Annotated in this window: 18 protein-coding genes and 1 pseudogene; 5 read left to right on the plus strand and 14 right to left on the minus strand. The window is 55.5% G+C overall.

The window, feature by feature from the left end:
• Nucleotides 1-59 precede the first annotated feature (59 nt).
• Both A0U92_RS11095 and mazG read left to right on the plus strand, forming a co-directional pair.
• On the plus strand, nt 60-2,357 hold the full coding sequence (locus tag A0U92_RS11095) for an AAA family ATPase (RefSeq protein ID WP_077813276.1): 2,298 nt from the start codon (nt 60-62) through the stop codon (nt 2,355-2,357).
• A gap of 352 nt (nt 2,358-2,709) precedes the next feature.
• Nucleotides 2,710-3,552: a nucleoside triphosphate pyrophosphohydrolase gene (gene mazG, locus A0U92_RS11105; protein WP_236748108.1), complete on the plus strand. Its 843-nt coding sequence runs from the start codon at nt 2,710-2,712 to the stop codon at nt 3,550-3,552.
• A 24-nt stretch (nt 3,553-3,576) separates the two neighbouring features.
• Here mazG and A0U92_RS11110 read toward each other — a convergent pair whose 3' ends face one another.
• Complete coding sequence (locus A0U92_RS11110; RefSeq protein WP_077813279.1) at nt 3,577-5,427, minus strand: tetratricopeptide repeat protein; 1,851 nt, start codon at nt 5,425-5,427, stop codon at nt 3,577-3,579.
• 16 nt (nt 5,428-5,443) lie between these two features.
• Nucleotides 5,444-6,013: an acyl-CoA dehydrogenase family protein gene (locus A0U92_RS11115; RefSeq protein ID WP_187668977.1), complete on the minus strand. Its 570-nt coding sequence runs from the start codon at nt 6,011-6,013 to the stop codon at nt 5,444-5,446.
• On the opposite strand from A0U92_RS11115, the pseudogene A0U92_RS11120 reads away from it, so the two are divergent.
• Nucleotides 5,999-6,292 (plus strand): annotated as a pseudogene (locus A0U92_RS11120) (ATP-binding cassette domain-containing protein); the annotation flags it as partial. The gene A0U92_RS11115 and the pseudogene A0U92_RS11120 sit on opposite strands and share 15 nt — an antisense overlap.
• Here the strand turns inward: A0U92_RS11120 and A0U92_RS18000 are convergent.
• The 7 genes from A0U92_RS18000 to A0U92_RS11155 form a co-directional block, all read right to left on the minus strand.
• Entirely contained in the window at nt 6,285-6,965 is a 681-nt protein-coding gene (locus A0U92_RS18000; RefSeq protein ID WP_077813281.1) for an ABC transporter ATP-binding protein, read from the minus strand. The pseudogene A0U92_RS11120 and the gene A0U92_RS18000 overlap by 8 nt on opposite strands.
• Nucleotides 6,958-8,211, minus strand: coding sequence for a lipoprotein-releasing ABC transporter permease subunit (locus tag A0U92_RS11130; protein ID WP_077813282.1), 1,254 nt, complete (start codon nt 8,209-8,211; stop codon nt 6,958-6,960). The genes A0U92_RS18000 and A0U92_RS11130 overlap by 8 nt, the downstream gene beginning before the upstream one ends.
• Nucleotides 8,211-9,527, minus strand: coding sequence for a proline--tRNA ligase (gene proS, locus A0U92_RS11135; RefSeq protein WP_077814399.1), 1,317 nt, complete (start codon nt 9,525-9,527; stop codon nt 8,211-8,213). The genes A0U92_RS11130 and proS overlap by 1 nt, the downstream gene beginning before the upstream one ends.
• 193 nt (nt 9,528-9,720) lie before the next feature.
• Nucleotides 9,721-10,980 carry a M20 family metallo-hydrolase gene (locus A0U92_RS11140; protein ID WP_077814400.1) on the minus strand — a complete coding sequence of 420 codons (1,260 nt, stop codon included), beginning with the start codon at nt 10,978-10,980 and terminating at the stop codon, nt 9,721-9,723.
• Between the two features lie 41 nt (nt 10,981-11,021).
• Entirely contained in the window at nt 11,022-12,290 is a 1,269-nt protein-coding gene (gene preA, locus A0U92_RS11145) for an NAD-dependent dihydropyrimidine dehydrogenase subunit PreA (protein WP_077813283.1), read from the minus strand.
• Nucleotides 12,291-12,307: 17 nt separating this feature from the next.
• A complete protein-coding gene (locus tag A0U92_RS11150) occupies nt 12,308-13,651 on the minus strand; it encodes an NAD(P)-dependent oxidoreductase (protein ID WP_077813285.1) in 1,344 nt (447 codons plus the stop codon).
• 157 nt (nt 13,652-13,808) lie between these two features.
• A complete protein-coding gene (locus tag A0U92_RS11155; protein ID WP_077813286.1) occupies nt 13,809-16,226 on the minus strand; it encodes a TonB-dependent receptor in 2,418 nt (805 codons plus the stop codon).
• Nucleotides 16,227-16,429: 203 nt separating this feature from the next.
• On the opposite strand from A0U92_RS11155, the gene A0U92_RS11160 reads away from it, so the two are divergent.
• Nucleotides 16,430-17,494: a 2OG-Fe(II) oxygenase gene (locus tag A0U92_RS11160; protein WP_236748109.1), complete on the plus strand. Its 1,065-nt coding sequence runs from the start codon at nt 16,430-16,432 to the stop codon at nt 17,492-17,494.
• Nucleotides 17,495-17,636: 142 nt separating this feature from the next.
• Here the strand turns inward: A0U92_RS11160 and hydA are convergent, their stop codons facing one another.
• On the minus strand, nt 17,637-19,037 hold the full coding sequence (gene hydA / locus A0U92_RS11165; protein ID WP_077814401.1) for a dihydropyrimidinase: 1,401 nt from the start codon (nt 19,035-19,037) through the stop codon (nt 17,637-17,639).
• Nucleotides 19,038-19,164: 127 nt separating this feature from the next.
• Here hydA and A0U92_RS11170 point away from each other — a divergent pair, with 127 nt between their 5' ends.
• Entirely contained in the window at nt 19,165-20,625 is a 1,461-nt protein-coding gene (locus A0U92_RS11170; RefSeq protein ID WP_077813290.1) for an NCS1 family nucleobase:cation symporter-1, read from the plus strand.
• On the opposite strand, the gene A0U92_RS11175 is transcribed toward A0U92_RS11170, so the two are convergent.
• The 4 genes from A0U92_RS11175 to A0U92_RS11190 form a co-directional block, all read right to left on the minus strand.
• Nucleotides 20,573-21,223: a TetR family transcriptional regulator C-terminal domain-containing protein gene (locus A0U92_RS11175; protein ID WP_077813292.1), complete on the minus strand. Its 651-nt coding sequence runs from the start codon at nt 21,221-21,223 to the stop codon at nt 20,573-20,575. The genes A0U92_RS11170 and A0U92_RS11175 overlap by 53 nt on opposite strands.
• 157 nt (nt 21,224-21,380) lie before the next feature.
• The gene (locus tag A0U92_RS11180) at nt 21,381-23,030 is read right to left on the minus strand and encodes a ribonuclease J (RefSeq protein WP_077813294.1); all 1,650 of its coding nucleotides are present in this window, start codon (nt 23,028-23,030) and stop codon (nt 21,381-21,383) included.
• A gap of 9 nt (nt 23,031-23,039) precedes the next feature.
• Entirely contained in the window at nt 23,040-23,855 is an 816-nt protein-coding gene (locus A0U92_RS11185; protein ID WP_077813295.1) for a type III pantothenate kinase, read from the minus strand.
• Nucleotides 23,839-24,615, minus strand: a complete 777-nt coding sequence (locus A0U92_RS11190; protein ID WP_077813297.1) for a biotin--[acetyl-CoA-carboxylase] ligase — start codon at nt 24,613-24,615, stop codon at nt 23,839-23,841. Before A0U92_RS11190 ends, A0U92_RS11185 begins: the two co-directional genes overlap by 17 nt.
• Between the last annotated feature and the right edge of the window lie 15 nt (nt 24,616-24,630).

The raw sequence follows: 24,630 nt of genomic DNA on the forward strand, positions 1-24,630 counted from the left end.
TAAATCACATAAGCAGAAGGCTATTGACAGCAGAGAAGTAATACATATGAATTCTCTTTATGGGAATTATAGCGAACATTCAGTTATTGCAGGGGATGGGGATTTACTCCAACCGCGACTCTCATTCCCCCTCTCTAAATTTTTGCCGCTACAACCTTATTTATGGCTTCAATGGATCGGGAAAAAGCACGTTATCTCGTCTCTTTGCCAGCCTCGAGGCTGGTCGCCCGCATCCAAAACTTCCGAAACACAGCACATTCGAAATGGTGTCCGACGATGGTTCTACTTTCGGATGCCCAAACAATCCCACAGGCCTTGAACAGCGCCTATTGGTCTTTAACTCCGACTACATTGAGCAAAATCTACAGTGGACCGTGGGACGGGTAAATCCAGTATTTTACATTGGCGTGGACCAGACTGAAGCCGCAAACGAGCTGACAAGTGTCGAGGGAGAGATTATTAAGGCGGAAGCGAAGAAAGATGCTGCAGGACAGACCCTTAAATCCTTAAAAAATGCTTTCACCATCTTCAAAAGAGAGCGAGCGAAGCTTATCGCATCCCGTCTTTATCGCGCCGGCCGCAAGTACGAGGCACCAGCTTTCGCCAAAGACTACGAAAAGTGGCAGGCCGATGATCGGCCTCTACTTACGAACGAAGAACTGAGGGCTGCAGAAGATACGCGTCGATTGGCCGAGCCGATGCCCCCCATACAGCCGCTAATATTCGATGAAATGAATATTGGGGAAGCCTATCGCTTCATCGTCAAGGTTTGCAGTCAGTCACTTGCGATGGTCGCGCTTGATGAAGTGAAGCAATATCCTGACATGCTCCTCTGGCTGAAGCAGGGGCGCGACTACCATGAAGCCCATGGGATCTCCGACTGTCTCCTATGTGGTAATGCGTTTTCAGTCGAGCGTCGGTCGCTTCTCGCAATCACTCTTGACGATAAGGTCGACCGGTTCATTGCCCACCTAACGAGGACAGCCAATCGACTGAGCGAACTGATCCAAACAACCACCCGCTTGAGTAGCCAGCTACCAGCCTCGAACGATCTGATGACAGAACTGCGGACCGGCTTCAACGACACCCGGGAAGCTTTATTAAAGGACGTCTCTCTGCTCTCGGAACAGCTTGCTACACTACAAGCCGTTCTGTCCGCCAAACAGGAACGGCCAGCAACGCCCGCTAATATGCTGTGCGTTGCCAAAGAAGCAGATGTCACCGCCACTGCGGACCGACTTGCCGCAAGCGTGACAGCCATCAACGAAGCCATTACAACGCACAATAAAGCGATTACCGATTTTACGAAACTGAAGGATGCGGCCGAGACGGCAATCCGGCAACACTTCGTCACCGTCTACCGTGACGAGTATCGGAGAGCAGAAAAGGATATAAAAAGAGCGGCGGAAAATCATAAGGTCGCGACTGATACGGCAACTGCGCTTGAGGAAAAGGCGCACAGGTTACGCCAGAAGATCAGGACCCATGGCCCCGCTGCCGACGTGATCAACAGGCTGATAGCGGCTTACCTAGGTCACAGCGAACTGACGATTAATCCCGTTGATGAGGGTTACGAACTCCACCGACACGGATCACCAATCACCGGTGTTCCAAGCGAAGGCGAAAAGACCGCGATTGCGATTTCCTACTTTCTTTCATCCATCAACGCAGAAAACCGAAAAATACAGGACCTGATCGTGGTTGTTGACGATCCGGTGTCGAGCTTGGATACAAAAGCCCTAAACTATGCCTGCGCGCTTGTAAGGACCCGCCTCGAGAAGGCGGCGCAAGTGTTCATCCTTACCCACAACCTCCAATGTATGAACGAGTTTAAAAAGGCTTGGAAAGGCAGAGTGCGTCCTCCACCGGGAAAAGCGCCGACTGCTGCCTTCATGTTCATTGATGTTACAATTCCGGCAGGGCAGACGCGGAGAGCATCAACCATTATTGGAATGTCAAAATTACTACGAGAATATGATTCAGAGTATCATTTTTTATTTAGCCACATTCTCCGTTTTACAAAACAAGCAGATGCTTACGACGACCACGGCTATATGATCCCCAATGTAATCCGACGGGTGCTAGATGTTTTTCTTGCCTTCAAATGCCCTGGCAGCAGCGGATTGTCCAGCCAGCTTAACACGCTTTGTACCGACTACCCCGACTTAGACCGCGAAGCACTAACCGCACTCGAGCGTCTCGCACAAGTCGAATCCCACTCCGATAACGTCGACGACCTACTATCTTTTTCAAGCATGACGCTAGAGGAAACAAAAAGAGCAGCAAACGCACTCTTTACCATGATTGGAAAAGTAGATCCGAAACATCTTGAGCGTGTAATTAGACTTTTCAATTAAAGAAAAAATAAAAAAGCGCTGTAATAATATTTTTTCTTGTTAAAGAATTTATTTTTTATTATTAATTATATAGTAATTTATAATATTTCAGCATATTTTCAATAATCTGCCAATTTTCACTATATAAAAATGTGATATATTGATACATTCTCACGATTTGTTTTTATCAATTCCTGTCCGCTTTGCGAACGTTTCTCTTAGCAAACGCACGTCTGAGAAAAGAGCGAAAGCCGACGTTACTCTCTTACCAAAAAACCATTCCTCTTCTGTCAACTCCCGCTTGTTTCCCTTACTATCTCGCCAACACTGACGCCGTACAAACCACCGCATCCAAGTTTCCACGGAGCACACCATGAGCAAATCCTTCCCCGCAGACTCTTTCATGGACGCCTCCGTTGCTGACGCAGGCCATGAACTGGAACGCCTCATCCGGATCATGGCGCAGTTGCGTGATCCGGAGACCGGGTGTGCGTGGGATGTACAGCAGACACCGGCCACCGTGGCGCCTTATGCGATAGAGGAAGCCTACGAGGTTGCGGACGCCATTGAGCGGGAAGCATGGGACGAGACGGCTGATGAACTCGGCGATCTCCTGTTACAGGTGGTATTCCAGTCCCGGATTGCGGAGGAGAAGACGCGTTTCGATTTCGCCGAAGTTACCCGCCGTATCGCCGACAAGATGGTGCGCCGTCATCCGCATGTGTTTGGCGAGGCGCAAGATATCCGCGACGACAGGGTCGCTCTGACCGCGCAATGGGAGCAGAACAAGGAGCAGGAACGGCAGAAGCGTTCAGAACATGGTGCGCTGGCGGGTATTCCTCTGGCGCTCCCTGCCCTGCTTCGCGCCAGTAAACTGGCTTCCCGCGCCGCGCGTGTCGGGTTCGACTGGCCGGATGTCAACGGTGTTGTCGCCAAAGTGCATGAGGAACTGGCCGAAGTGGAAGCAGAAATCGCGTCCGGTGACAGGGCAGCTCTTCAGGATGAAGTGGGTGATCTGCTTTTTTCCGTCGCCAGTCTGGCCCGCAGGCTCGATCTCGATCCGGAAGCCTGCCTGCGACAGGCCAATGGCAAGTTCACCCGCCGCTTTGAGGCCGTCGAAAGCCTGCTCGCCCTGAAAGGTCTGACACCGGCGGAATGCGATGTGGAAAAGCTCGACGCAGTCTGGAACGAGGTCAAGAGACAGGAAAAATCCTGACATTTAAAAGTATTTTCCGGATACTTATTGTGCACGACTGACGATGAAGGACCGCAGGGCTTCCGCTATTCTGGCGACCGGCTCCCGCCAGGCGATGTCCGGTCTGTCCGCCGTTTCCTGAGCAAACAGACGCACCTGTGGATACCAGAGATGGCGACCCGTCTGCTGGTCCCAGTTGCCCTCCGCCCAGCGCCAGTCACCACCAAACCGATTCAGGAGCCACAGCGGCGCTCCCATGGCGCCCGCAAGATGCGCCATGGCGGTATCGACAGAAATCACCAGATCAAGCGTGCTGATCATGGCGGCGGTCGCAGCCATATCGCCGTCTTCCGGAAGGAGTTGGAAGCCCGAAGGAGCCGGTCCTCTATTAAGAGAAATCCACTGTATACCATCGATTTCCAGAAGCGGATCAAGAAGCTTCAGCGCGATCGAGCGTCGCCGATCGAAGCGGTAGCCGGGATTGCCCGACCAGCACAGTCCGATGCGTGGCCGGTGCCCTTCCTGCCGGATATGAGAGTTCACAGAAGCGAGGTAAGGCGCAGTTTCCATTGGTCGCCCCACGCCCAGAAGATAAGGCAGGCTCAGAAGGGATGCTTTCGCCACAAAGGTCTTATCAGTGGTTGAGGTGATGAGACTCAACCTGCCACTCTCATAAACACGTCTCCAGACAGGCAGACTCAAAGACTGTTCGACAAGGTTGGCCAGACTGCCCGGCGCCAGCAGATGAACGGGCGCACGCTCCACCGCGATCGGCACAAAACGCAGGAACTGGATGAAATCGCCCAAACCCTGCTCGCCGCACAGCATGACGGGCTCTTCTGAGGGATCGCCATCCCAATCGGGGAGATCAGGTCGGGGCAGCGGATGGAGCAGAAGACGTCGCGCCTCGAAATCACTCCAGCCTTGCGAGAAACGACCTTCTGCGAGTTCCACTGTGGCAAGATTGAAATGCGCTCTTGCTGCATCCACCGTTCCCGTCGCGTCCTTCATGACCTGCTGGAACAGGTCCGCCGCCTCTTTCCGACGCCCCAGATCATTCAACAGCGTCGCCTGATTGAGCATGATGCGGAGATCACCCGGCCGCAGCATAATCGCTTTGGAAAAATCCTTTTCTGCTTCGACAAGATGGCCGAGCGCCATATGCACAAGCCCAAGATTGGTCAGTGTCTCGGGTGTGGGCAGACCGAGGACTGTCGCCTCTTTCAGCGCGTCACAGGCTTCCTCCAGACGACCCAGTTCGAACAGCATGGCTCCATGATTGGCCCATACGGCCGGATCGGCAGGACGGAGGGCACATATTTCCGCAAACAGCATTTCGGCAGCCGCATGATCACCTGACGCGCTGAGTAGCGTCGCTTCATGCTGTCGGGATATGACATCATCGGTGGCCGCCAGACGTGTGGCGCGCCGCGCCATCGCAAGCGCCTCGACAGAATGGCCATGACGGGCAAGAAACTGCGACAGAACGAGCGGGTAACCCGCCTCCAGAGGCCGCAGGTCCAGCGCCATGCGGAGTGCGGCCTCGGCGTCGACAAACTGCCCGGCAGCTTCACATGCTTCAGAAAGCGCCAGTTGCGCGGAAGGATTGCTCGGGTCCGTCAGCACAGCCACTCTGAGCGCGCCCAGCGCCGCCTCAGCATGGCCAAGCCTCAGGAGCGCCAGTCCGAGTGTGACATGAAATTCGGCGCGAGGGTCAACTCGGACGGCCAGTCCCGCATAGCCGACGGCCTGATCGAACCGTCCTTGTGTGAAAGCAGCTTTTGCAACTCCATGAAGCAGAAGCGGATCACCAGGTTTCTGAGCCAGCCGTGTTTTTAATTCATCGTAGGAAAGATCTTCGGCTGCATCGAAGGAAGTGGGGTCATGATCCTTCAAGCGAGCCTCCTTGAAATCAGTAAGATCCTGTCTGTAACAGGTTTACGGTGGAGTTTCGAGTGACAAGCGATGCCGCGACATTGCGCTCAGGTTCACTCGCACAGGTAACGTCTCCACCAGACACGTCCTTCTTCATCGGTATTTTCAAAGAGAGCTTTTTGAAAGCTGAGACCATAACCGCTCGTTGACTGTTCCAAACAGCAGCCTCGCTGAAAGGCTGCTCACGTTCCGGACCAGCCTGCGTCGCCTCATACCTTTTCCGAAGCAGAGCCCGCCCGCACAGGACATCACGATAATGCCGCTCCAGAGGGTTATCCTGACTCAGGTCCGGATTGCCCGGCACCTCAATCGCACACGCCACCACCGCAATAGCGTTTTCCGTAACCAGCTTCCTGATCCGCCCTGCTTTCGCAAGCGTCATTTCCTGTGTGGCAGCCAGAGCAAGACCGAAATCAGGTAACGCCCGGTTCGTTAGCAGCAACCCATCAATTTCTCCAATCACAGCATGAAAACGCGGGAGCGTGGAAAGAAGGCGGCCCAGAGCAGCCAGCACGAGGGTCTGCAGAAACCTGATCAACTGGATCACAATATTGCTCCCGGCGAACTTGTCGTTCTTCTTGACCGTAGTGGTTCGGGGAAATCGACGCTTCTCCGTACATTGGTCGGCCTGTATCCGGTTACCGAAGGCGAGGTCTCACGCCCTGAGGAAATTTCGGTGGTCTTTCAGGAAAGCCGCCTTCTGCCCTGGAAAAGAGTATGGCAGAATATGACGCTGGGACAGCAACAGGCATCACGAGAGAAAGCTGTTCCTGTGCTGGAAGAAATCGGTCTGGGTCATCGCATCGGTGCGTGGCCGCTTACCCTTCCACCAGCACGCCATCACGCAACGTCACGACCCGGTCCATACGTGCAGCAAGCTCTCCGTTATGAGTCGCTATCAGCGCGCCTACGCCTGAACCACGCACCACACGCAGCAGTTCCTCGAACACGTTATCCGCTGTCGAGACATCAAGATTTCCGGTCGGCTCATCCGCCAGAAGGACAGAGGGCGCGTTAGCCAGCGCACGGGCGATAGCCACGCGCTGCTGCTCACCCCCAGACAGCTTGCCGGGCAGATGGTTCAGACGGTGGCCCAGTCCGAACAGACCCAGCAACTCCTCCGCGCGACGACGGGAAGCTGCTGGTGACGTCCCGGCAATCATCTGTGGGAGAGCCACATTTTCACGCGCCGTAAATTCTGCCAGCAGGTGGTGGAACTGATAGACAAAACCGACTTCCGAGCAGCGGATGGCAGTGCATTCCCTGTCCGACAAGCGTCCCGCATCACGTCCTGCGATCTCGATCACGCCACCATCCGGGTGATCGAGCAATCCTGCGATATGCAGCAGCGTGGACTTGCCGGTGCCGGATGGCGCAACGAGCGCCACAGTCTCCCCAGCCCGGAGTTCAAAATTCACGCCGCGCAGGACATGCAGTGTCTCGTCGCCGCTCACATAGGAACGCGTGATGTCGCGTAGCGCCAGAACGGTCTCACCCATGACGCAGCGCCTCCACCGGATCGGTCTTCGCCGCCCGCCATGACGGATAGAGCGTCGCCAGAAGGGAGAGGCCCAGCGCCATGACGATGATCTCCACCACCTGCCCCCATACCAGCTTCGCCGGAAGATGTTCGAGGTAATAGACTTCCGGATTGAACAGGTTCGTGCCCGTTATCTTCTGCAACAACTGGCGGATACGCTCGATGTTCTCGCAGAACACCACGCCGAGAACCGTGCCGAGAACCGTGCCGGTGACACCCACGGAGGCACCGCACATCAGGAAGATCCGCATGATAGCTCCGCGTGTCGCACCAAGCGTCCGTAGCACAGCAATGTCCGCCGTTTTGTCCTTCACCATCATGATAAGGGACGAAATCACGTTGAACGCCGCCACCAGAATAATCAGTGTCAGGATCAGGAACATGACGTTCTGCTCGACCTGTACCGCACCAAAGAAAGCGTTGTTGCTCTTCGTCCAGTCGATGACGCGGATACGGGGATCATCCAAAGTCTGCGTGATGGCCTTTGTGACCGGCTGCACGTTTTCAGCATCCGTCGTCATGACCTGAATCTGGGTTACGGCATGAGGCTGCTGGAAATAGACCTGCGCCGCTTCAAGCGGGAGGAAAACATAACCCGCATTGTAATCGTTCACGCCCGCATCGAAGATCGCCACAACCTTGTAAGCCCGCACGCGCGGCACCGTACCGAACGCGGTCGCGGCGCCGTTCGGTGAGACCAGCGTGATCTTCGAGCCGATCATCAGGCCCGCTCGATCCGCCAGCGTGACGCCAACAGCAATCGCATCATCACCCTGAAAGTCATCAAGAGAGCCAGCAATAATGGAAGAACTGATTTCTTTCAGGTCCATCAGTCCCTGCTTCGTCATGCCATGCACAACACCACCGGAACTGAAGTTGCCGACACTGAGAAGCACCTGCCCCTCCAGCAGCGGCGTGGCGCTGACGACGCCGGGAACCTTTCGGACCTCGCCTGCGATGGAATCATAATCCGTAATCGAGCGCGTGACGCTGGCGCTGTAGAGCGAGAGATCGCCATTCAGGCCGAGAATCCGTCCCATCAGGTCGGAGCGAAACCCGTTCATCACCGCCATGACGATGATGAGGGTCGCAACGCCGAGCGAGATGCCCACCAGCGAGAAGATGGCGATGACCGAGACGAAGCGTTCGCCTTTTCTCGCCCTCAGATACCGCCCGGCGACGGCGCGCTCGAAGGAGCCGAACATCAGGCGCTCAGGACTTTCGTCAGTGCTTCATTGACGGTCAACTCGAAACGCTCACCTGTAGCACGACGTTTCAGTTCGACCTTGCCTTCCTTCGCCCCACGCGGTCCAACGATGATCTGCCAAGGGTGGCCCATCAGGTCGGCATCGGCGAACTTGGCGCCAGCGCGGTCGGAACGGTCATCGTAAAGGAACCGCTCCGGAGCCTTGGCGTAAAGCGCCTCGCACAGCGTATCGCAGGTCTCGTCACCGACCTTCAGGTTCAGGATCACAGCCTTGAACGGTGCGACATTGTCCGGCCAGATGATGCCGGCCTCGTCATGGCTGGCCTCAATGATCGCGCCGACCAGACGCGACACGCCTATGCCATAGGACCCCATCTCCGGATGGACGGGAGCGCCATCCGGACCGGCGACGGTGATGTCCATCGATTTGGTATATTTCGTGCCGAAATAGAAGATGTGCGCGACCTCGATGCCGCGGCCTTCACGACGACGTTCGACAGGCACGGACTCCCACGCCTTGTCGTCATGCTTCTCGTCCGTGGCGGCGTAGTAGGACGACACGTTGTTAAAGAATTTCTCAAGGTCTTCCGACTTGTCCACGTCCACCGGATCGGCCAGCCAGTCGAGCGTGTCGAGCGCACCGTCATAGAACACGCCACTCTCGCCTGTCGGCGCGAGGATCAGGAACTCGTGGCTCAGGTCGCCGCCGATCGGGCCGGTGTCAGCCACCATCGGCACGGCGCGGACGCCAAGACGCTGGAAGGTGCGAAGGTAGGACAGCATCATCTTGCGGTAGGTATCGACCGCGCCCTTGTAGTCGATATCAAAACCGTAGCCGTCCTTCATGTAGAACTCACGACCACGCATCACGCCGAAACGCGGCCGGATCTCGTCACGGAATTTCCACTGGATCTGATAGAGAACCTGCGGCAGTTCCTTGTAGGATTTCAGTTCCTGCCCAACGACATCGGTGATGACTTCCTCGTTGGTCGGACCAAACAGCAGTTCGCGCTCATGGCGGTCCTTGATACGCAGCATCTCGGGGCCGTAGGCGTCATAACGCCCGGAACGCTTCCACAGATCGGCGGACTGGATGGTCGCCATCAGCACTTCCTGCGCACCGACCCGGTCCTGCTCCTCACGCACGATGTTCGCGATATTGCGCAGAACCTTCAGGCCCGCCGGGAGCCAGGTGTAAATGCCCGAAGCTGTCTGCCGGACGAGGCCAGCGCGGAGCATGAGCCTGTGCGACACGATCTGGGCGTCGGACGGGGTTTCCTTGAGGGTAGGCAGAAAACTGCGTGACAGGCGCATGGCGGGCTTTCGTTCCTGCAGGACAGACTGTTGACCGGAAGCGGTCATTCCCTTGCGTGATCCCTCACACCGGCGCTGGATGCAAGCCCCTCCCCTGTCAAAACGTCGGTTTCATGGGCTTTGCAAACAGAAAAGGCCGAACGGGTGAGGTTTCCCTACCCAGCCGGCCTCCCACAGAACCTGACTTTATACTTTACTGATTGAATGTTTGATCCGCCTTGAGCACGGCTGCCAGCAGCACGTTTGCTCCCATCTCCGCATCATTTTGCAGAATGCTCTCCTCCTCATTGTGGCTGAGACCATCCTTGCAGGGCACAAAAATCATCGCAGTGGGTGCGACTTTCGCCACATAACCGGCATCATGACCGGGGCCGGAGACAATGCGGCGTGCGCTATAACCATGTTCTGTGGCAGCGTCCTCCACCATACCGACACACGCCTGATCAAAGTGGACCGCCGGCGCATCCCAGATCTGCACGATCTCGAGTTCGACGCTGTTATCCTGTGCAATTTTTTCCAGCCTGCCACGAAGTTCCTGTTCCATCTGCAACACGACAGCGTCGTCCGGATCACGGATGTCGATGGTGAAAAACACCTCACCTGGCACGACATTGCTGCTGTTGGGACGGTTTTCGAGCAGCCCTACCGTTCCAACCGCGCTGGGACCGTGCGCCTTCGCCACGTCATTGACCGCCATGATCATCCCCGCGGACGCAACCAGCGCGTCATGCCGCAGCGGCATCGGCGTCGAGCCCGCATGTGCGTCCCTGCCCCGCACCGTGACTTCATACCAGCGCGCGCCCTGAATGCCGGTAACGATGCCGATCGTCCTGTCCTCGGCCTCCAGAATCGGACCCTGTTCGATATGCAGTTCAAAATACGCCGAGATCGGGTGCTGACCGCAGGGTTCCTGTCCCCGATAACCGATCGTATCCAGTTCATCGCCAAAGCGGATGCCCGCACGATCCCGCTTGTCGAGCACTTCCGCTTCCGTGAATACGCCTGCGAACACCCCCGAACACATCATCGGCGGCGAAAAACGTGAACCTTCCTCGTTGGTCCAGTTGATCACCTCGATGGGATGGCGCGTCGTGTAACCGGAGTCATGCAAGGCACGAAGCACGGACAGACCGCCGAGCACGCCCAGAATCCCGTCAAACTTGCCACCTGTCGGCTGCGTATCCAGATGACTGCCCATGGTGATGGGGGGGAGCGCATTATCCAGCCCGGGACGACGGGCGAAGAGATTCCCCATGGAGTCAAAGGACACTTCACAACCCAGATCGGTGCAGGTGCGCACGAACCAGTCACGCACCTGACGATCCTCATCCGTGAGCGTCAGACGACGGACACCCCCCTTCGGCGTACCGCCATAGCGGGCGGTTTCCATCAGGTCCACCCAGAGGGCGTTACCATCGACCCTGAGATTGCTGCCTTTGACCGACTGGGACACGCTCACTCTCCTCGTTCAGACTAAAATTAGGAAACAGACAGTTATGCCATAATACGATGCGGATTGTTGGGATGCTCTGGCCACGTCAGATGCCCCTCAACCGGCTGCGGCTCCATCGTAATGCAGCCGTCGATCGGGCAGACATGGGCACACAGATTGCACCCCACACATTCCTCGTCGATCACTTCGTAATGCCGCTCATCACCCACACGCGTTTTGGCAATCGCCTGATGCGACGTGTCCTCGCAGGCGATGTGACACAGGCCACAACTGACGCAGGCATCCTGATCGATACGTGCGATGGTCCTGAACTTCATGTTCAGTTGATTCCATGGCACGAACTGCTGGAGTGCGCGACCCGAAACATCGTCGATCGAACTGTAGCCCTTCTGGTCCATCCATGCGGAAAGCCCGTCCACCATGTCCTCGACAATGCGGAAACCATAATGCATCGCCGCCGTGCAGACCTGAAGCGTGGTCGATCCCATCGCCAGAAATTCGGCCGCATCACGCCATGAACCAATCCCGCCAATTCCAGAAATCGGGATGCCAGCCATTTCCGGATCACGCGCGATCTCACCGATCATGCGCAGCGCAATCGGCTTCACCGCTGGTCCGCAATACCCGCCATGCGTACCTTTACCACCCACCACCGGTATGGGCGCCATCTGGTCAAGATCCACGCCGATCACAGACTGGATGGTATTGATGAGCGACACGGCATCCGCGCCACCACGTTTGGCCGCACGCGCAGGCATGAGAATATTGGTGATGTTCGGGGTCAGTTTCACAATCACCGGCATGCGGGTGTTCTGCTTGCACCAGCGCGTGACCATTTCCACATATTCAGGCACCTGCCCGACGGCAGCACCCATATTGCGTTCGGACATACCGTGCGGGCAGCCAAAATTCAGCTCGATACCATCAGCACCCGTTTCTTCAACGATGGGCAGGATGGCTTTCCATTTATCCTCCTCGCACGGCACCATCAGACTGACGATGACAGCGCGATCCGGATAGTCTCTTTTAACGGCCTTTATTTCCGCAATGTTGGTCGCAAGCGGACGGTCGGAAATCAGCTCGATATTGCTCAGCCCGATCATGCGCGCACCGTTGTAATCCAGCGAGCCATAGCGTGAACTGACATTTACCACCGGCGGATCTTCACCGAGCGTCTTCCACACCACGCCGCCCCAGCCTGCCTCAAAGGCGCGACGGACATTGTATTCCTTGTCCGTCGGCGGCGCGGAGGCGAGCCAGAAGGGATTGGGAGAGCGAATACCCGCGAAAACTGTTGTCAGGTCAGCCATATTTCCGTTCCCCTTCCTTATGCCGCGTTCGAAAGAGCAGCATTGATGGCTTCCGCCGCGTCCCGTCCGTCCCGCACCGCCGCGACCGTCAGGTCTTCGCCCGGCGTGCAGTCGCCGCCCGCGTAAACACCCGTCATGCTGGTGCGATGTTCTGCATCCACCATGATACGACCGTTCTCGATCGCAATATCTTCTTTACTGATCGGGTCATGACAGAAGGTCTGCCCTACCGCTTTCAAAACCATATCAGCCGGCACGAACAGCCGATCTTCTGTATCATAAACAGGTTTTCCTGATGCATTCAGGGAACCGCGAGCGAAGTCCATCCCCACAAGCACACCATCCTGCTGCACGATCGCCACTGGTGATGCCCACAGCTTTACCGTAACGCCATTGGTCTGCGCCCATTCCCGCTCGACGGTTGTCGCCGACATATTCTCCGCACCACGGCGATAAACCAGCGTCACCTCGTCAGCGCCCAGTCGACGCGCCTGCACGGCGGCATCAACGGCGGTATTGCCTCCACCGATCACAACAACACGTCGACCAACGGGGACATCAGTTTTCGGCGTTGACCTTAGCGTTTCGATGAAAGCGACAGCATCCTGAACACCTGCGAGTTCTTCGCCTGCCAGTTCAAGCTGCCTTACGCCAGTCAGACCAATGGAGAGAAAGACAGCATCGTATTCGCTCTTGAGTTCGCCAACAGTGAAATCGACACCCAATGTCTTGCCGCCAACAACCGAAATACCACCGATTGCCAGAAGAAAATCAATCTCTTTCTGTGCGAAATCATCAGAAAGCTTGTAGGCCGCAACGCCATATTCGTTCAGACCACCCGCTTTCGCGTGACGGTCATAAAGCACGATCTCGTGTCCATGCATTGCAAGACGATGAGCGCACGCCAGACCCGCTGGTCCCGCACCGACAACGGCCACACGGCGACCTGTTCCTGGAGCCCGCTGAAAAGGCTGCCCTCCATGCTCCATCTGCCAGTCCGTCGCATGGCGCTGCAACTGGCCAATTCGAACCGGCCGCCCTTCTTCGAGCGTGTTGTGCACACATTTCTGCTCACAAAGAATTTCCGTCGGGCAGACACGGGCGCAGGAACCACCAAGGATATTGGAGTCCAGAATGGTGCGAGCCGATCCCTGCATGTTGCCAGTCGCAATCGCCCGGATAAAGCGCGGAATATCGATACTGGTGGGACACGCCTCGATACACGGCGCATCATAGCAATAGAAACAGCGTTCCGCCTCAACCAGCGCCTGCTCATGGGTCAATGGCGGGTGGGCATCTGAAAAGTTGTGACTGAGTTCCAGCTCTGTCAGACGACCGCTTGCAATATCCGGGGATGGCATTCGCTGTTTATCCATCAAGTGTTCTAGTCAAAATGATCGTGCCGAATATGATTCGTTTTCGCAATATTTTTCTGACCATTTAGTCAGTTTTTTTATCAGACAGAAAAAAGGCTCGACAGTTTTCACTGACGAGCCTTCCCTGATCATGAAAAGAAAATCAGAAACCGGTGGAGACTGAAAAGGAAACACACAGAGGGGGGGCCAGCGTGTAGGTCGGAGCCGAACTCGACGTATATTGCGTGCCGTTCATACCTGTCGTCGGATGAGCGAATGGCGACATGGAATACACTCCGTTTCGATAAAGCGAGCCAGCCAGATTCTGGAAGTTAAGCTGTATCTGCGGCGAATGAAGATACCACACATTGGAAAAACGATAGCCAACAGTTAGTGAATCTGAAATATAGGAATGCAGTTTCTCATCATTGACAAGAGTAGCGTACTGAGACCCGACATATTTCAGATTAAGGTCGAGGAATATGTGGCCATTATCCCAGTCGACGCCAAGCGCACCCATTTCATGGGGTGTCTGTGCGGGACGTTTCCCTCTGGTCCGCAGATAATCCCCCAGATAACGAATATTCGAGTCCATGGTCGCGTCGAGATATTCAAAACTGACATAGGGACGGAAATGTCCAAAGATCGGACGCGTCGCAAGCTGGACGTCAACGCCGCGTGATGTCTGATTGCCGACATTCATCGTCGTCACCATTGGCGCGCTACCAAAGTAGCTCAGCACCGCCATCTGACGATTGGTGAAGTTGTAATTGAAGAAGGAAATATCCCCAACAAAGATATCATCGTGATAACGATAACCTATTTCTTCATTGATTGAATATTCCGGCTTTACATTACTGGAAGGCGCCGTCGACATGGAACCATTGGCATTATACAGCTCGAATAATGTGTTGTTGTTCGGCATCTTGAAGCTGCTCGATCCACGAACATACAGCTGATGATGAGGATTGAATGTGTAGCTGATGCTGACCTGAGGCAGTGGTTCGAAAACATTCTGTCCACGATGCTGGACAATGTTGGGCACATAACTGTCAACCTTGCGATTGACCATCGCCAGACGCACGCCAGCCTGCAATTCCAACTTGTCGTTCAGTAGCTTCAACTTGTCTCCCAGATAAAGCATGTTCACCTGCGTGAACGTGTTATGATCGTTGAGATACCATTTCTTGCCTTCAGCAGTACGGTAGATATTGGGGCCATAATCACCATAGATATTGGCAGGACCACCGTCGTTCTGATTGATATAGGACACCGGCGTCGCCTGATTGGTACGAGACCATTCATACCACCAGCCAAAAGTCAGAGTATTGATCCCTTTGGTCCACGTTACCTTCGCGTTGTTTCCAGTTCTATGATAGCTGAAATACAGCGGTGAATAGACCGTCGTGCCGTTCGCAACATTCACGTCTACAGGCTGATTGCCTGAAAACGTCTGACCGTCTTCGATCATGCTTACACCGCCAATGGAGCCAGACCCCCACCAGAGATAAGGCGTATCGTCAAACCTGAGCCCATCCACCAGTTTCAGGGAAAGCGGTGCGGATGCGATAAGGTTCTGAAAAGCATCCAATCCATATTTATAATAGTTTGTAGGATCATTTTTATTAAAATGAGAACTGTAATCCAGTTTCTTTCCATACTCCGCGAACTGATCCCTGGTCGGATACATATCAAGCTGCAACTGGTTGGTGTTATAGCTGGCATTGAGCGTCCAGCGACTTTCCGGCGTGAATTCCTTGATCAGTTTGAAATCGACATGTTTACGGGTGAATTTGCCCGGACCACGCCAGTTATCTGAAGCAGTGTTGGAGAAGGAGACGAATGCACGCACGCCTGTTTTACCGATATCACCACTTTCCAGACGCACGAATTCTCTATGCATGTCATAGGAACCATAGGAAAAATCGACAAAACCGCCACGCTTGTGTGAGGGATCAATCAATTCAGCATATGCCGCACCAGCAGCAGCCGAGATACTGGGAGTATCAATATCAACTGATCCGGGTGTGAGAGAAACGGATTTCAGATTATCACCGTCGGAGGTCTGGTTGGCATAAAAACCACCATCACCCACATCATTGACCGGCGCACCATTATAGATCCAGCCGACATGGTCGCCGGGCAATCCACGCAGGGTCAGATTGCCGCCAGCAATACCGTAGGGCTCGGTCAACGTGACAAAGGCGCTCGGCGTCAGTGACAGAACCTGTACCGGATTGGCTGACGGAGGCTGTTTCGAGATAAAATCCCGTGTAACTGACTGAATAGTTCCCGCACGCGTTTCCACACGCATGAGACCACCACCAGGCTGCTTCCCCGTCACACCCTGCGCGGATGCCGTGCTGCCAGTGACCTGGATTGCTTCTCCAGGGCCACTTGCGTTGATCGAACGTGGCCTGGGAGCAACGGGCTTTTTAAATACACCCTTTCCATTGGCCACTTTTACCGTCTTTGCCGGGAGCGGCACATCCCGCGCTAACGCCTGTTCAGCCAGAACTGTCTCTGCACAGATTGTCCCTGCTAGAAGGAAATGAAAAACTGAAAGGCGTTTTTGGACCATATTCTTTTCCTGCTCCAGCATCGAAACGTAAGAGTGATCGATATTGCATAACTATAATTTTTTAATCCGGATTCGCAACGAAATTTCGACCATATGGTTAAGTTTTTTGGTTTCCTGTGTTTTCCACAAAATAAAATTCAACAAAAAAGATAGAATATTCAGCATTTTCAATATAATAAGTAATAAACAATAGTGATCTGAGAATGGCGCCCATGATTCTCCCCGGCGATCCCGCTCCCCTCTTTCTACAGAAAGCCAATACCGATTGGGGGCGTTACAGCTTCGATATGGCTGCCGGGCGGTATAGCCTGCTGATCTTCACGCCTTCACTCCAAACCCTCCCATCAGCTTTCGCTACGGAATCCTTCCGCAAGCTTGGGGAGAAGCGCAAAAACGGCACTCTGGAAATCTTCTGTGTTACCGGAGACTGTCAGGAAGGCGGCAACGACGGCCCTGATTTTCCGGCAGATGGCAGCATCATTCTTGTTGACAATGACGAGACCGTGCACAGGCTTTACAATGTCGATAGAAAACAGGTGCTCTGGGTTCTTGTGGACCCGATGCTCAGGATCAAACAGGTTCTTCCCGATAGCCCCGACGTCGCGGAACTTCTAAATCAGTGGCTGGATCATGCGCCGCGTTTTCAGAACGGTCCCATCCCTGCCCTCATGCTTGATGGTGTTCTTGAGCCGCAGTTCTGTCAGGCGCTTATTTCATACTATAAAAGCCAGCCACAAAACTTCTCCGGCATCCTGACCCGCAATAGCGAAGGCGCTGCTATCCAGACCATCAGCCAGTCTTTCAAGCGTAGACATGATTGTGTTTTACGTGACGAAACGCTGGTCAGGGGGTTACAGGCCCGCATCATCCGACGTGTCGTTCCAGAAATCCGCAAGAGTTTCCAGTGTACCGTTACAGGTATGGACCGCATGATTGTCGGATGTTACGACGCCGCCGAACTGGGAGGCTTCGGACCACACCGCGATAATACGGTCAAAGGGGCATTCCACAGACTTTTCGCCATCTCCCTTAATCTGAACAATGATTTCAGGGGAGGAGATCTGGTCTTTCCCGAATTTTCAGATCAGGGATTTTGTCCTCCTGCCGGAGGCGCCCTCATCTTTTCCAGCGCACTCATGCATGCCGTCCGGCCTGTCACAGAAGGCAAGCGTTATGCATGCCTTCCCTTTGCTTTCAACGAAGAGTCTCTTGCCTATGCCCGCACTCAGGATGGCATGACGGAAGACAAAGATTCCGACAGGAAATAAGAATATTCTTGCACGATATTGATATACTGACCTCTGCCCCACTTCCTTTCATAAATTAAGTCCGAAGAAAACCGTTGCATCCTTGTGAGCTTCGAGACGAGTTCACGGGCTGAAGCGCTGTTTCAAATATCCTCTATGTTTCCTAAAGAGGCTTCCGCGGCGTACGTTTCAGAGCCGAACGGCTGAGATAACGCCCTGCCCCTTTGACCGCCCGCAAATCACCATCCTGCCAGACGATCTTTCCATGGCTGATCGTGGTCTGAGCCAGACCGGTCAGCGTCATACCTTCAAAGATATTGTAATCGACATTCTGATGATGCGTCGCAGCCGAAATGGTTCGCTCCGCATCCGGATCCCACAGGACAATGTCGGCATCAGCGCCCGGCGCAATAGCCCCCTTCTGTGGGTAGAGATTGAAAATCCGGGCTGTATTGGTTGAAGTCAGAGCCACGAACTTTTCCGGGGACAGGCGACCTTTCTTCACTCCATAGTGCCACAGCACACTCATTCTATCCTCGATCCCGGGCGTTCCATTAGGGATGCGCGTAAAATCATGTCGCCCCGCTTCTTTCTGGCCCGCGCAGAAACAGCAATGATCCGTTGCCGTCGTATGCAACTGACCGGACATAAGACCACCCCACAGCGATGACTGATGATGACGTGGACGGAAAGGCGGACTCATCACATAACGCGCCGCCTTCAGCCAGTCCGACGTTTCATAAACGCTTTCGTCAAACACAAGATGTTGGGGCAGAACTTCGCCATATACTTCCTGTCCTCTCATGCGGGCATCAGCGATCGCTTTCGCCGCCTGCTCCGTCGAGACATGGACAATATAAACCGGCGCACCCAGCAGACCCGCCAGCGTAATGGCGCGCCGGGCCGCCTCCCCCTCCACTTCCGGGGGCCTTGAAACAGGGTGCGCCTCCGGCCCGGTGCGTCCCTGCGCCAGCAGATACTGCTGGAGATAGGCGACAGCATCGCCATTCTCCGCATGAACCGTACAGATTGCCCCCAGTTCCGACGCACGTTTCATCGAACGAAGCAGGGTGTCATCCTCGACCATCAGGGCATTTTTATAGGCCATGAAATGTTTGAAGGAGTTGACACCGCACTCCTCAACCAGCGTGCCCATATCGCGGTGCACCTGATCGTTCCACTCCGTGATGGCGACATGAAAACCATAATCAGATGCCGCTTTCGCCGCCTTTTCGCGCCACTCCTTCCATGAATCCAGCAACCCACGCCCCCGGCCAGGGATCACGAAATCAATGATGCTGGTCGTGCCGCCTGCGAGACCGGCAGCCGTTCCAGTAAAAAAATCGTCCGTTGCAGTGGTGCCCATAAAGGGCATTTCCATATGCGTATGGGGATCGATGCCACCCGGCATGACCAGCAGACCGCCAGCATCCACCACATCGAATCCGACCGGGGTTTCGAGATCTGCTCCGACCTGAAGAATCCGTCCATCATCGCCACACAGGACATCGGCCCGCATGGTGCGTTCCGCCGTTACAACGTCACCGCCTCTGATGTGCAGCATCAAACCATCCTTCGTGATTGCAGGAATCGTGAATTTCTCCACATTTCATGTCGAAACCGTATTGTTATTCTGACTATCTGGTCAATAAGATATTTCGTAAACGAATCATGTTCTCAGGGAGAACACCATGAGCGGCCCTTCATCACTCCAGACAGGCTCATCCAGCCTGATCAATGACGATCTGGCCCCGGTGACCCAGCGCACATGGGGCGGCAAGGACTATCTGTTTCTGTGGATGTCCAATATTCATAGCGTGGCAGGCTACGTGACAGTCAGCAGCCTGTTCGTCATGGGATTACCTCTTCAGGACGTGTTCCTTGCCCTGCTTCTCGGTATTCTTGTGGTGCAGGTGGCCTGCAATCTTGTCGCGGCCCCCAGCTTCCGTACCGGAGCGCCTTTTCCCGTCGTGGCGCGCATGACGTTCGGAGTGTATGGAGCCATCCTCGCCGCGCTTATACGCGGGCTGATCGCCATAGGCTGGTATGGCATCCAGACCTGGCTCGCCTCCAACGCGCTCGTGGTGCTCGCCGTCAAACTCTGGCCTGCCATTGAACCCTGGGCCATTACCTCACAGCATGGCTTTGTGGGGTTGTCACTGGTCGGCTGGGTCGCCTTCATGACCGTATGGACCCTGCAGATCATGGTTTTCTGGAACGGTATGGACGCCATCCGTCATTTCATCGACTGGGCCGGTCCCGTCATTTACGGCATGATGGCGCTTCTCGACGGCTGGCTTCTTTTCAAGACGGGCGGGCATGTCTCGTTTCATATGTTCCACGTCGCGACACATCCTACCTTCACACAGCAGTTCTCCGGCATAGTGAATGCGATGGCGCTGATCTTCGCCTACTTCTCGCCGATCATTCTCAATTTTGGAGATTTCGCCCGTTACGGTGTCAACATGCGCGCCATCCGGAGCGGCAACTTCTGGGGCCTCCCGTTCAATCTACTGGCTTTTGCCTTTCTGACCCTGCTGACAATCGCCCTGACATTGCCTGTCTTCGGTCATCTGATTTTCGACCCGGTTGAAACAGTCGTCAAAACCACCAGCCTGACCACAGCACTTCTAGGAGTTCTGACTGTCGTGACAGCGACGGTCGGCATCAACATCTCGGCAAACTTCGTTTCCGCTGCCTTCGATTTTTCCAATATTGCACCCAATCGCCTGTCATGGCGTCAGGGAGGACTGATCGCCGCAACAGGCGCCATCATTGTTACACCATGGAATCTGTATGCACGCCCGGAACTGGTGCATCTCACACTGGATGTGCTGGGAAGCTGCATCACACCGATGGTCGCCATTCTTCTGGCCGATTACTACATCGTCAAAAAGCAGAACATCCAGCCTGAAGCTCTTTATTCATCAGACCGGAACAATGCTTACTGGTATCAGGGAGGCATCAACCCGGTAGCCATCAGCGCTCTTGGTGCAGGCACGCTCTGCGGGCTGAGCTTTATCTTTTTCCCGGTTTTTGCTGAGTATCGAAATCTGTCCTGTGTTGCCGGTTTTACGACCGCCCTCGGGTTCCATCTTCTTATCGCGCAGATATTTCCTCATCAATGCACACAGAAGAAAGCAGTTGCATGATGGTGCCCAGGCCGTCGTCATAATCACTTTTCAGGAGCTTCTTTCGGCCCAGAACGGCTGCAAACTGGACCTGCATATCGGCATAGGACTGGGTCATGGACCAGAGCAGAAACATGAAGTGCGGAACATTCACCGCCTTCATCTGTCCGCGTTCCTGCCAGGTGCTGAAAACTTCTGACAGTCTCTCCACATGCTCTTTCAGTGTGACTTTCAGAAAATCCTCGATCTGACCACCGCCCGACAGGAGTTCCTGCATGAAGAGCCGGGAGACCTCCGGCTTGCGCCGGGAGAAAGCGATTTTCGCCTGAACGTATTTCAGCAGACCGTCATAGGGCCTGTTCTTTTCTGAAATCCACGCGTCAGCATCAGCCAGCCAAACATCAAGAAAACGCTCCAGTGTCGCATGATAGAGCTTTTCCTTGGTGTTAAAATAATAAAGGACATTCGCTTTGGGCAGATCACAGACCCGGGCAATCTCATCAATCCGAGCACCCGAAAAGCCATGACAGGAAAAGACTTTTTCCGCCGCATCCAGAATATGGCCTGTCATATTCTCGCGCAGGGACCCTGCGGGCCGGTTTCCGTCTTTCTGCCGCATCGAATTTTCTGTCTCTAGAGTCCTGTGACCATCGTCCGATAATTATGTCACTTGATCAGTGACCATACATGACTGCAGCATTTCGAAACGTATCATCTGCCACATTCATGAACAGGCAGACACCGCCAGAATTGGCGCCTGCCTGAAACACGGTCTATCAGACGCGAAGAACGTGAACATCCACGAGCGGACGCTTCTGAAGCTTGCGCCCCAGAGCGCGACGCAGCGCTGTCTTGGCAGCTTCCCGGAAGGAAACGTCATCCATGCGCAGTTCATCCGGAATCTCGTCGATTGCGTTGGAGAACTCTTCCTGCACGCGGATGCTTTCCGGCTCCCCCGCTTCCAGCAGACCCGGCGCGCTGATCTTCGGCTCACCGATGACGTAGCCTTCGTCATCAACCGCGACACTGGCGATGATGATGCCGTTGAACAGCATCTTGCGACGGGCCGACAGAACATCACCATCCATCGCCAGCAGACGATTGCCGTCCACAGCCAGACGACCCGTCGGCGCAGTGTCGACCACCTGCACCGCACCGGGCGCGAGGTTCAGGATATCGCCGTCTTCCAGCAGGATGGAGGCGATGCCCTTCTCCTGGGCCAGAGCCGCATGAGCCGTCAGGTGCCGCCACTCACCATGCGTCGGCACGGCGTATTGCGGACGGATCAGGTCATACATCGTCCGCACGTCATCAGCCGTCGCATGGCCGGAACAGTGGATCATGTACCCTTCCTTGTCCGTGATGACACGGACGCCGTTACGGGTCAGATTGTCCTGCACCTGCATGATCGCGCGCTCGTTGCCGGGAATCATGCGGCTTGAATAGATGACCGTATCCCCTTCACCGAGCGCCACGCTCTGATGCGTGTCGGATGCTATCCGCGACAGCGCCGAGCGGGGTTCGCCCTGACTGCCGGTGATGATCATGACGATCTTGTCGTCCTCGACATTGTTGATCTCATATTCCGGCAGGAACGGCAGCACGCCTGAGAGATAGCCACACTCACGCGCCGCCACGTCGAGGTTGCGCAGGGAGCGACCGACCAGCACCACGACACGTCCGGCAGCCTGCGCCGCCATGGCGATGGTTTCAACGCGGGCGACGTTCGATGCGAAGCAGGTGACGGCGATGCGTCCCGTCAGCGTTCCCATCAGTTCCGTCAGGCCCTGACGCACTTCAGCCTCCGAGCGCGAGGCGCCGGGGGTCATCACGTTGGTGCTGTCACACACCAGCGCCAGCACGCCTTCATCACCGATCTCGCGCAGGCGCTCGATATCGGTCGGCGGACCAACCAGCGGCGTCGGGTCAATCTTCCAGTCACCGGTATGCACCACAATGCCCTGTGGCGTGCGGATGGCCATCGCCTGCGCTTCCGGCACCGAATGGGTCACCGGGATGAACTCGATATCGAACGGGCCGACATTGAAACGTCCACCGCAGGGGATCACGTGGATCTTCACCTGCTGATCGAGGCGCGCCTCACCGAGCTTGCGACGCAGCACCGTCGCGGCGAAAGGCGTCGCGTAGATCGGACAGCCGAGGCGCGTCCAGAGATGCGCGACTGCGCCGATATGATCTTCATGGGCGTGGGTGATGACCAGACCGGCCAGCTTCTCCCGACGTTCCACGATATAGGTCGGATCCGGCACCAGAATTTCCGCTTCCGGCGTATCATTGCCGGAGAACCCGATACCGCAATCCACAGCGAGCCATGTCTCCCCCAACCTGTAGAGGTTGAGGTTCATACCGATCTCACCCGTTCCGCCGAGTGGCAGAAAGGCCAGACCGCCATCCTTTTCCGTCATGTCGTTCTGTTATCCTTCTTCCTGTGTACTGTCTGTGATGGTGTGTAATGGCGGCTCCGGGTTTCGTTCGAACAGGAACCGCAATCCGTTGATGGTCAATTCAGGGTCGATATGGTCGAAGACCTGTGTTCCTTCGGAGAAGAGCGGCGCGAGACCACCGGTCGCAAGCACCTTCATGGGCGCCCCGAATTCCCGTTTGACCCGCTCGACAAGCCCTTCGATCAATCCGACATATCCCCAGAACACGCCTGACCGCATGGCCGTGTTCGTGTTCTTTCCAATAACAAGGCCGCCTTCCGGGCGACCAATTCCAATCCGCGGCAGGCGTGCCGCGGCCATATGCAGGGCCTCAACCGACAGATTGATGCCGGGAGCAATGATGCCACCCAGATAGGTTCCGTCTTCCGCCACGACGTCGAACGTGGTGGCCGTTCCGAAATCGATGACCACCAGCGGGCCGCCATAAAGACGCTGGGCGGCGAGCCCGTTCAGCAGGCGGTCAACGCCCACTTCCGTTGGATTATCCAGAGCGATCTGGAAACCCCAGTCAAGACGTGGAGACGCCACGAGAGGCTCGACATTGAAATACTGACGGCAGAGCTGGCGAAGATGATAGAAAGCAGCCGGCACCACCGTACCGATGGCGGCCCCGGTAATATCCTCCGGGGCAATGCCCTCATTATGCAGAAGGGTCAGCAGCCACACTGCGTATTCGTCGCTGGTGCGCTGCGTCTGCATGGAAATGCGCCACGTTCCGCGCCATTTCTCTCCGTCATCGACAGCAAAAACAGCGTTCGTGTTGCCCGCGTCAATGACCAGCAGCACGACCGGTTTCCAGCGTATTCACCTTGGGGTCACCATAAAGCACTTCACCCGTGATCACTCTCTCGATCTTTCCATTACAGTCGAGGAGCAACTCACCATCCTCACCAATCCCTGCAAATCTGCCTTTAGAATAGTGTCCGCCGCCATTTACTACAAGGGGCGCATCCAGAGGCAGCGATCGTTCAAGCCACGCGACGCGAATTGCGGCGAAGCCTTGAGCCCTGAAAACCGTCCGCCAGCGCGCCAGTGCGACAAGAATTCTCTCCGCGACAGCGCGCGGTTGGCAGGAGGCCGTCCACTCCGCCAGACAGGCCAGTTTACGGCCGGAAATCACGGGAGAAGCCACAAGGTTGGCCCCAAATCCGATGACCAGCCAAGGCGCGTCTCCCCCACCGGCTTCGACCAGAATACCCGCCATCTTGCGGCCATCCAGCACTATGTCGTTGGGCCATTTGATTCGAAGACGAGGACTGATCCGGTCTTCAGCAAGCGCATCATGAAACGCAAGAGCTGCAATGAACGCCCATGCACCGGGCTGTTTCCGCTCAGCCATGTCAGGCCGGATGAGCACTGAAAGCGCCAGACTGTCTCCCGGATCGGCCCAGAGACGCCCTCGACTGCCTCGCGGGCTGGTCTGATGAAACGCCAGCACGGCAAAACCGTCCACCTCCCCCGCGTCCGCTTTTGCAAGACAGAGATCGGACGTGGACGGCAGTTCATCGAAACAGGAGAGCCGCCAGCCGAACGGCTGACCAGCCATACCGCTTTCTCGCGG

Origin of the sequence: Acetobacter aceti, from assembly GCF_002005445.1 — a bacterium.
GTDB classification, from domain to species: Bacteria; Pseudomonadota; Alphaproteobacteria; order Acetobacterales; family Acetobacteraceae; genus Acetobacter; species Acetobacter aceti_B.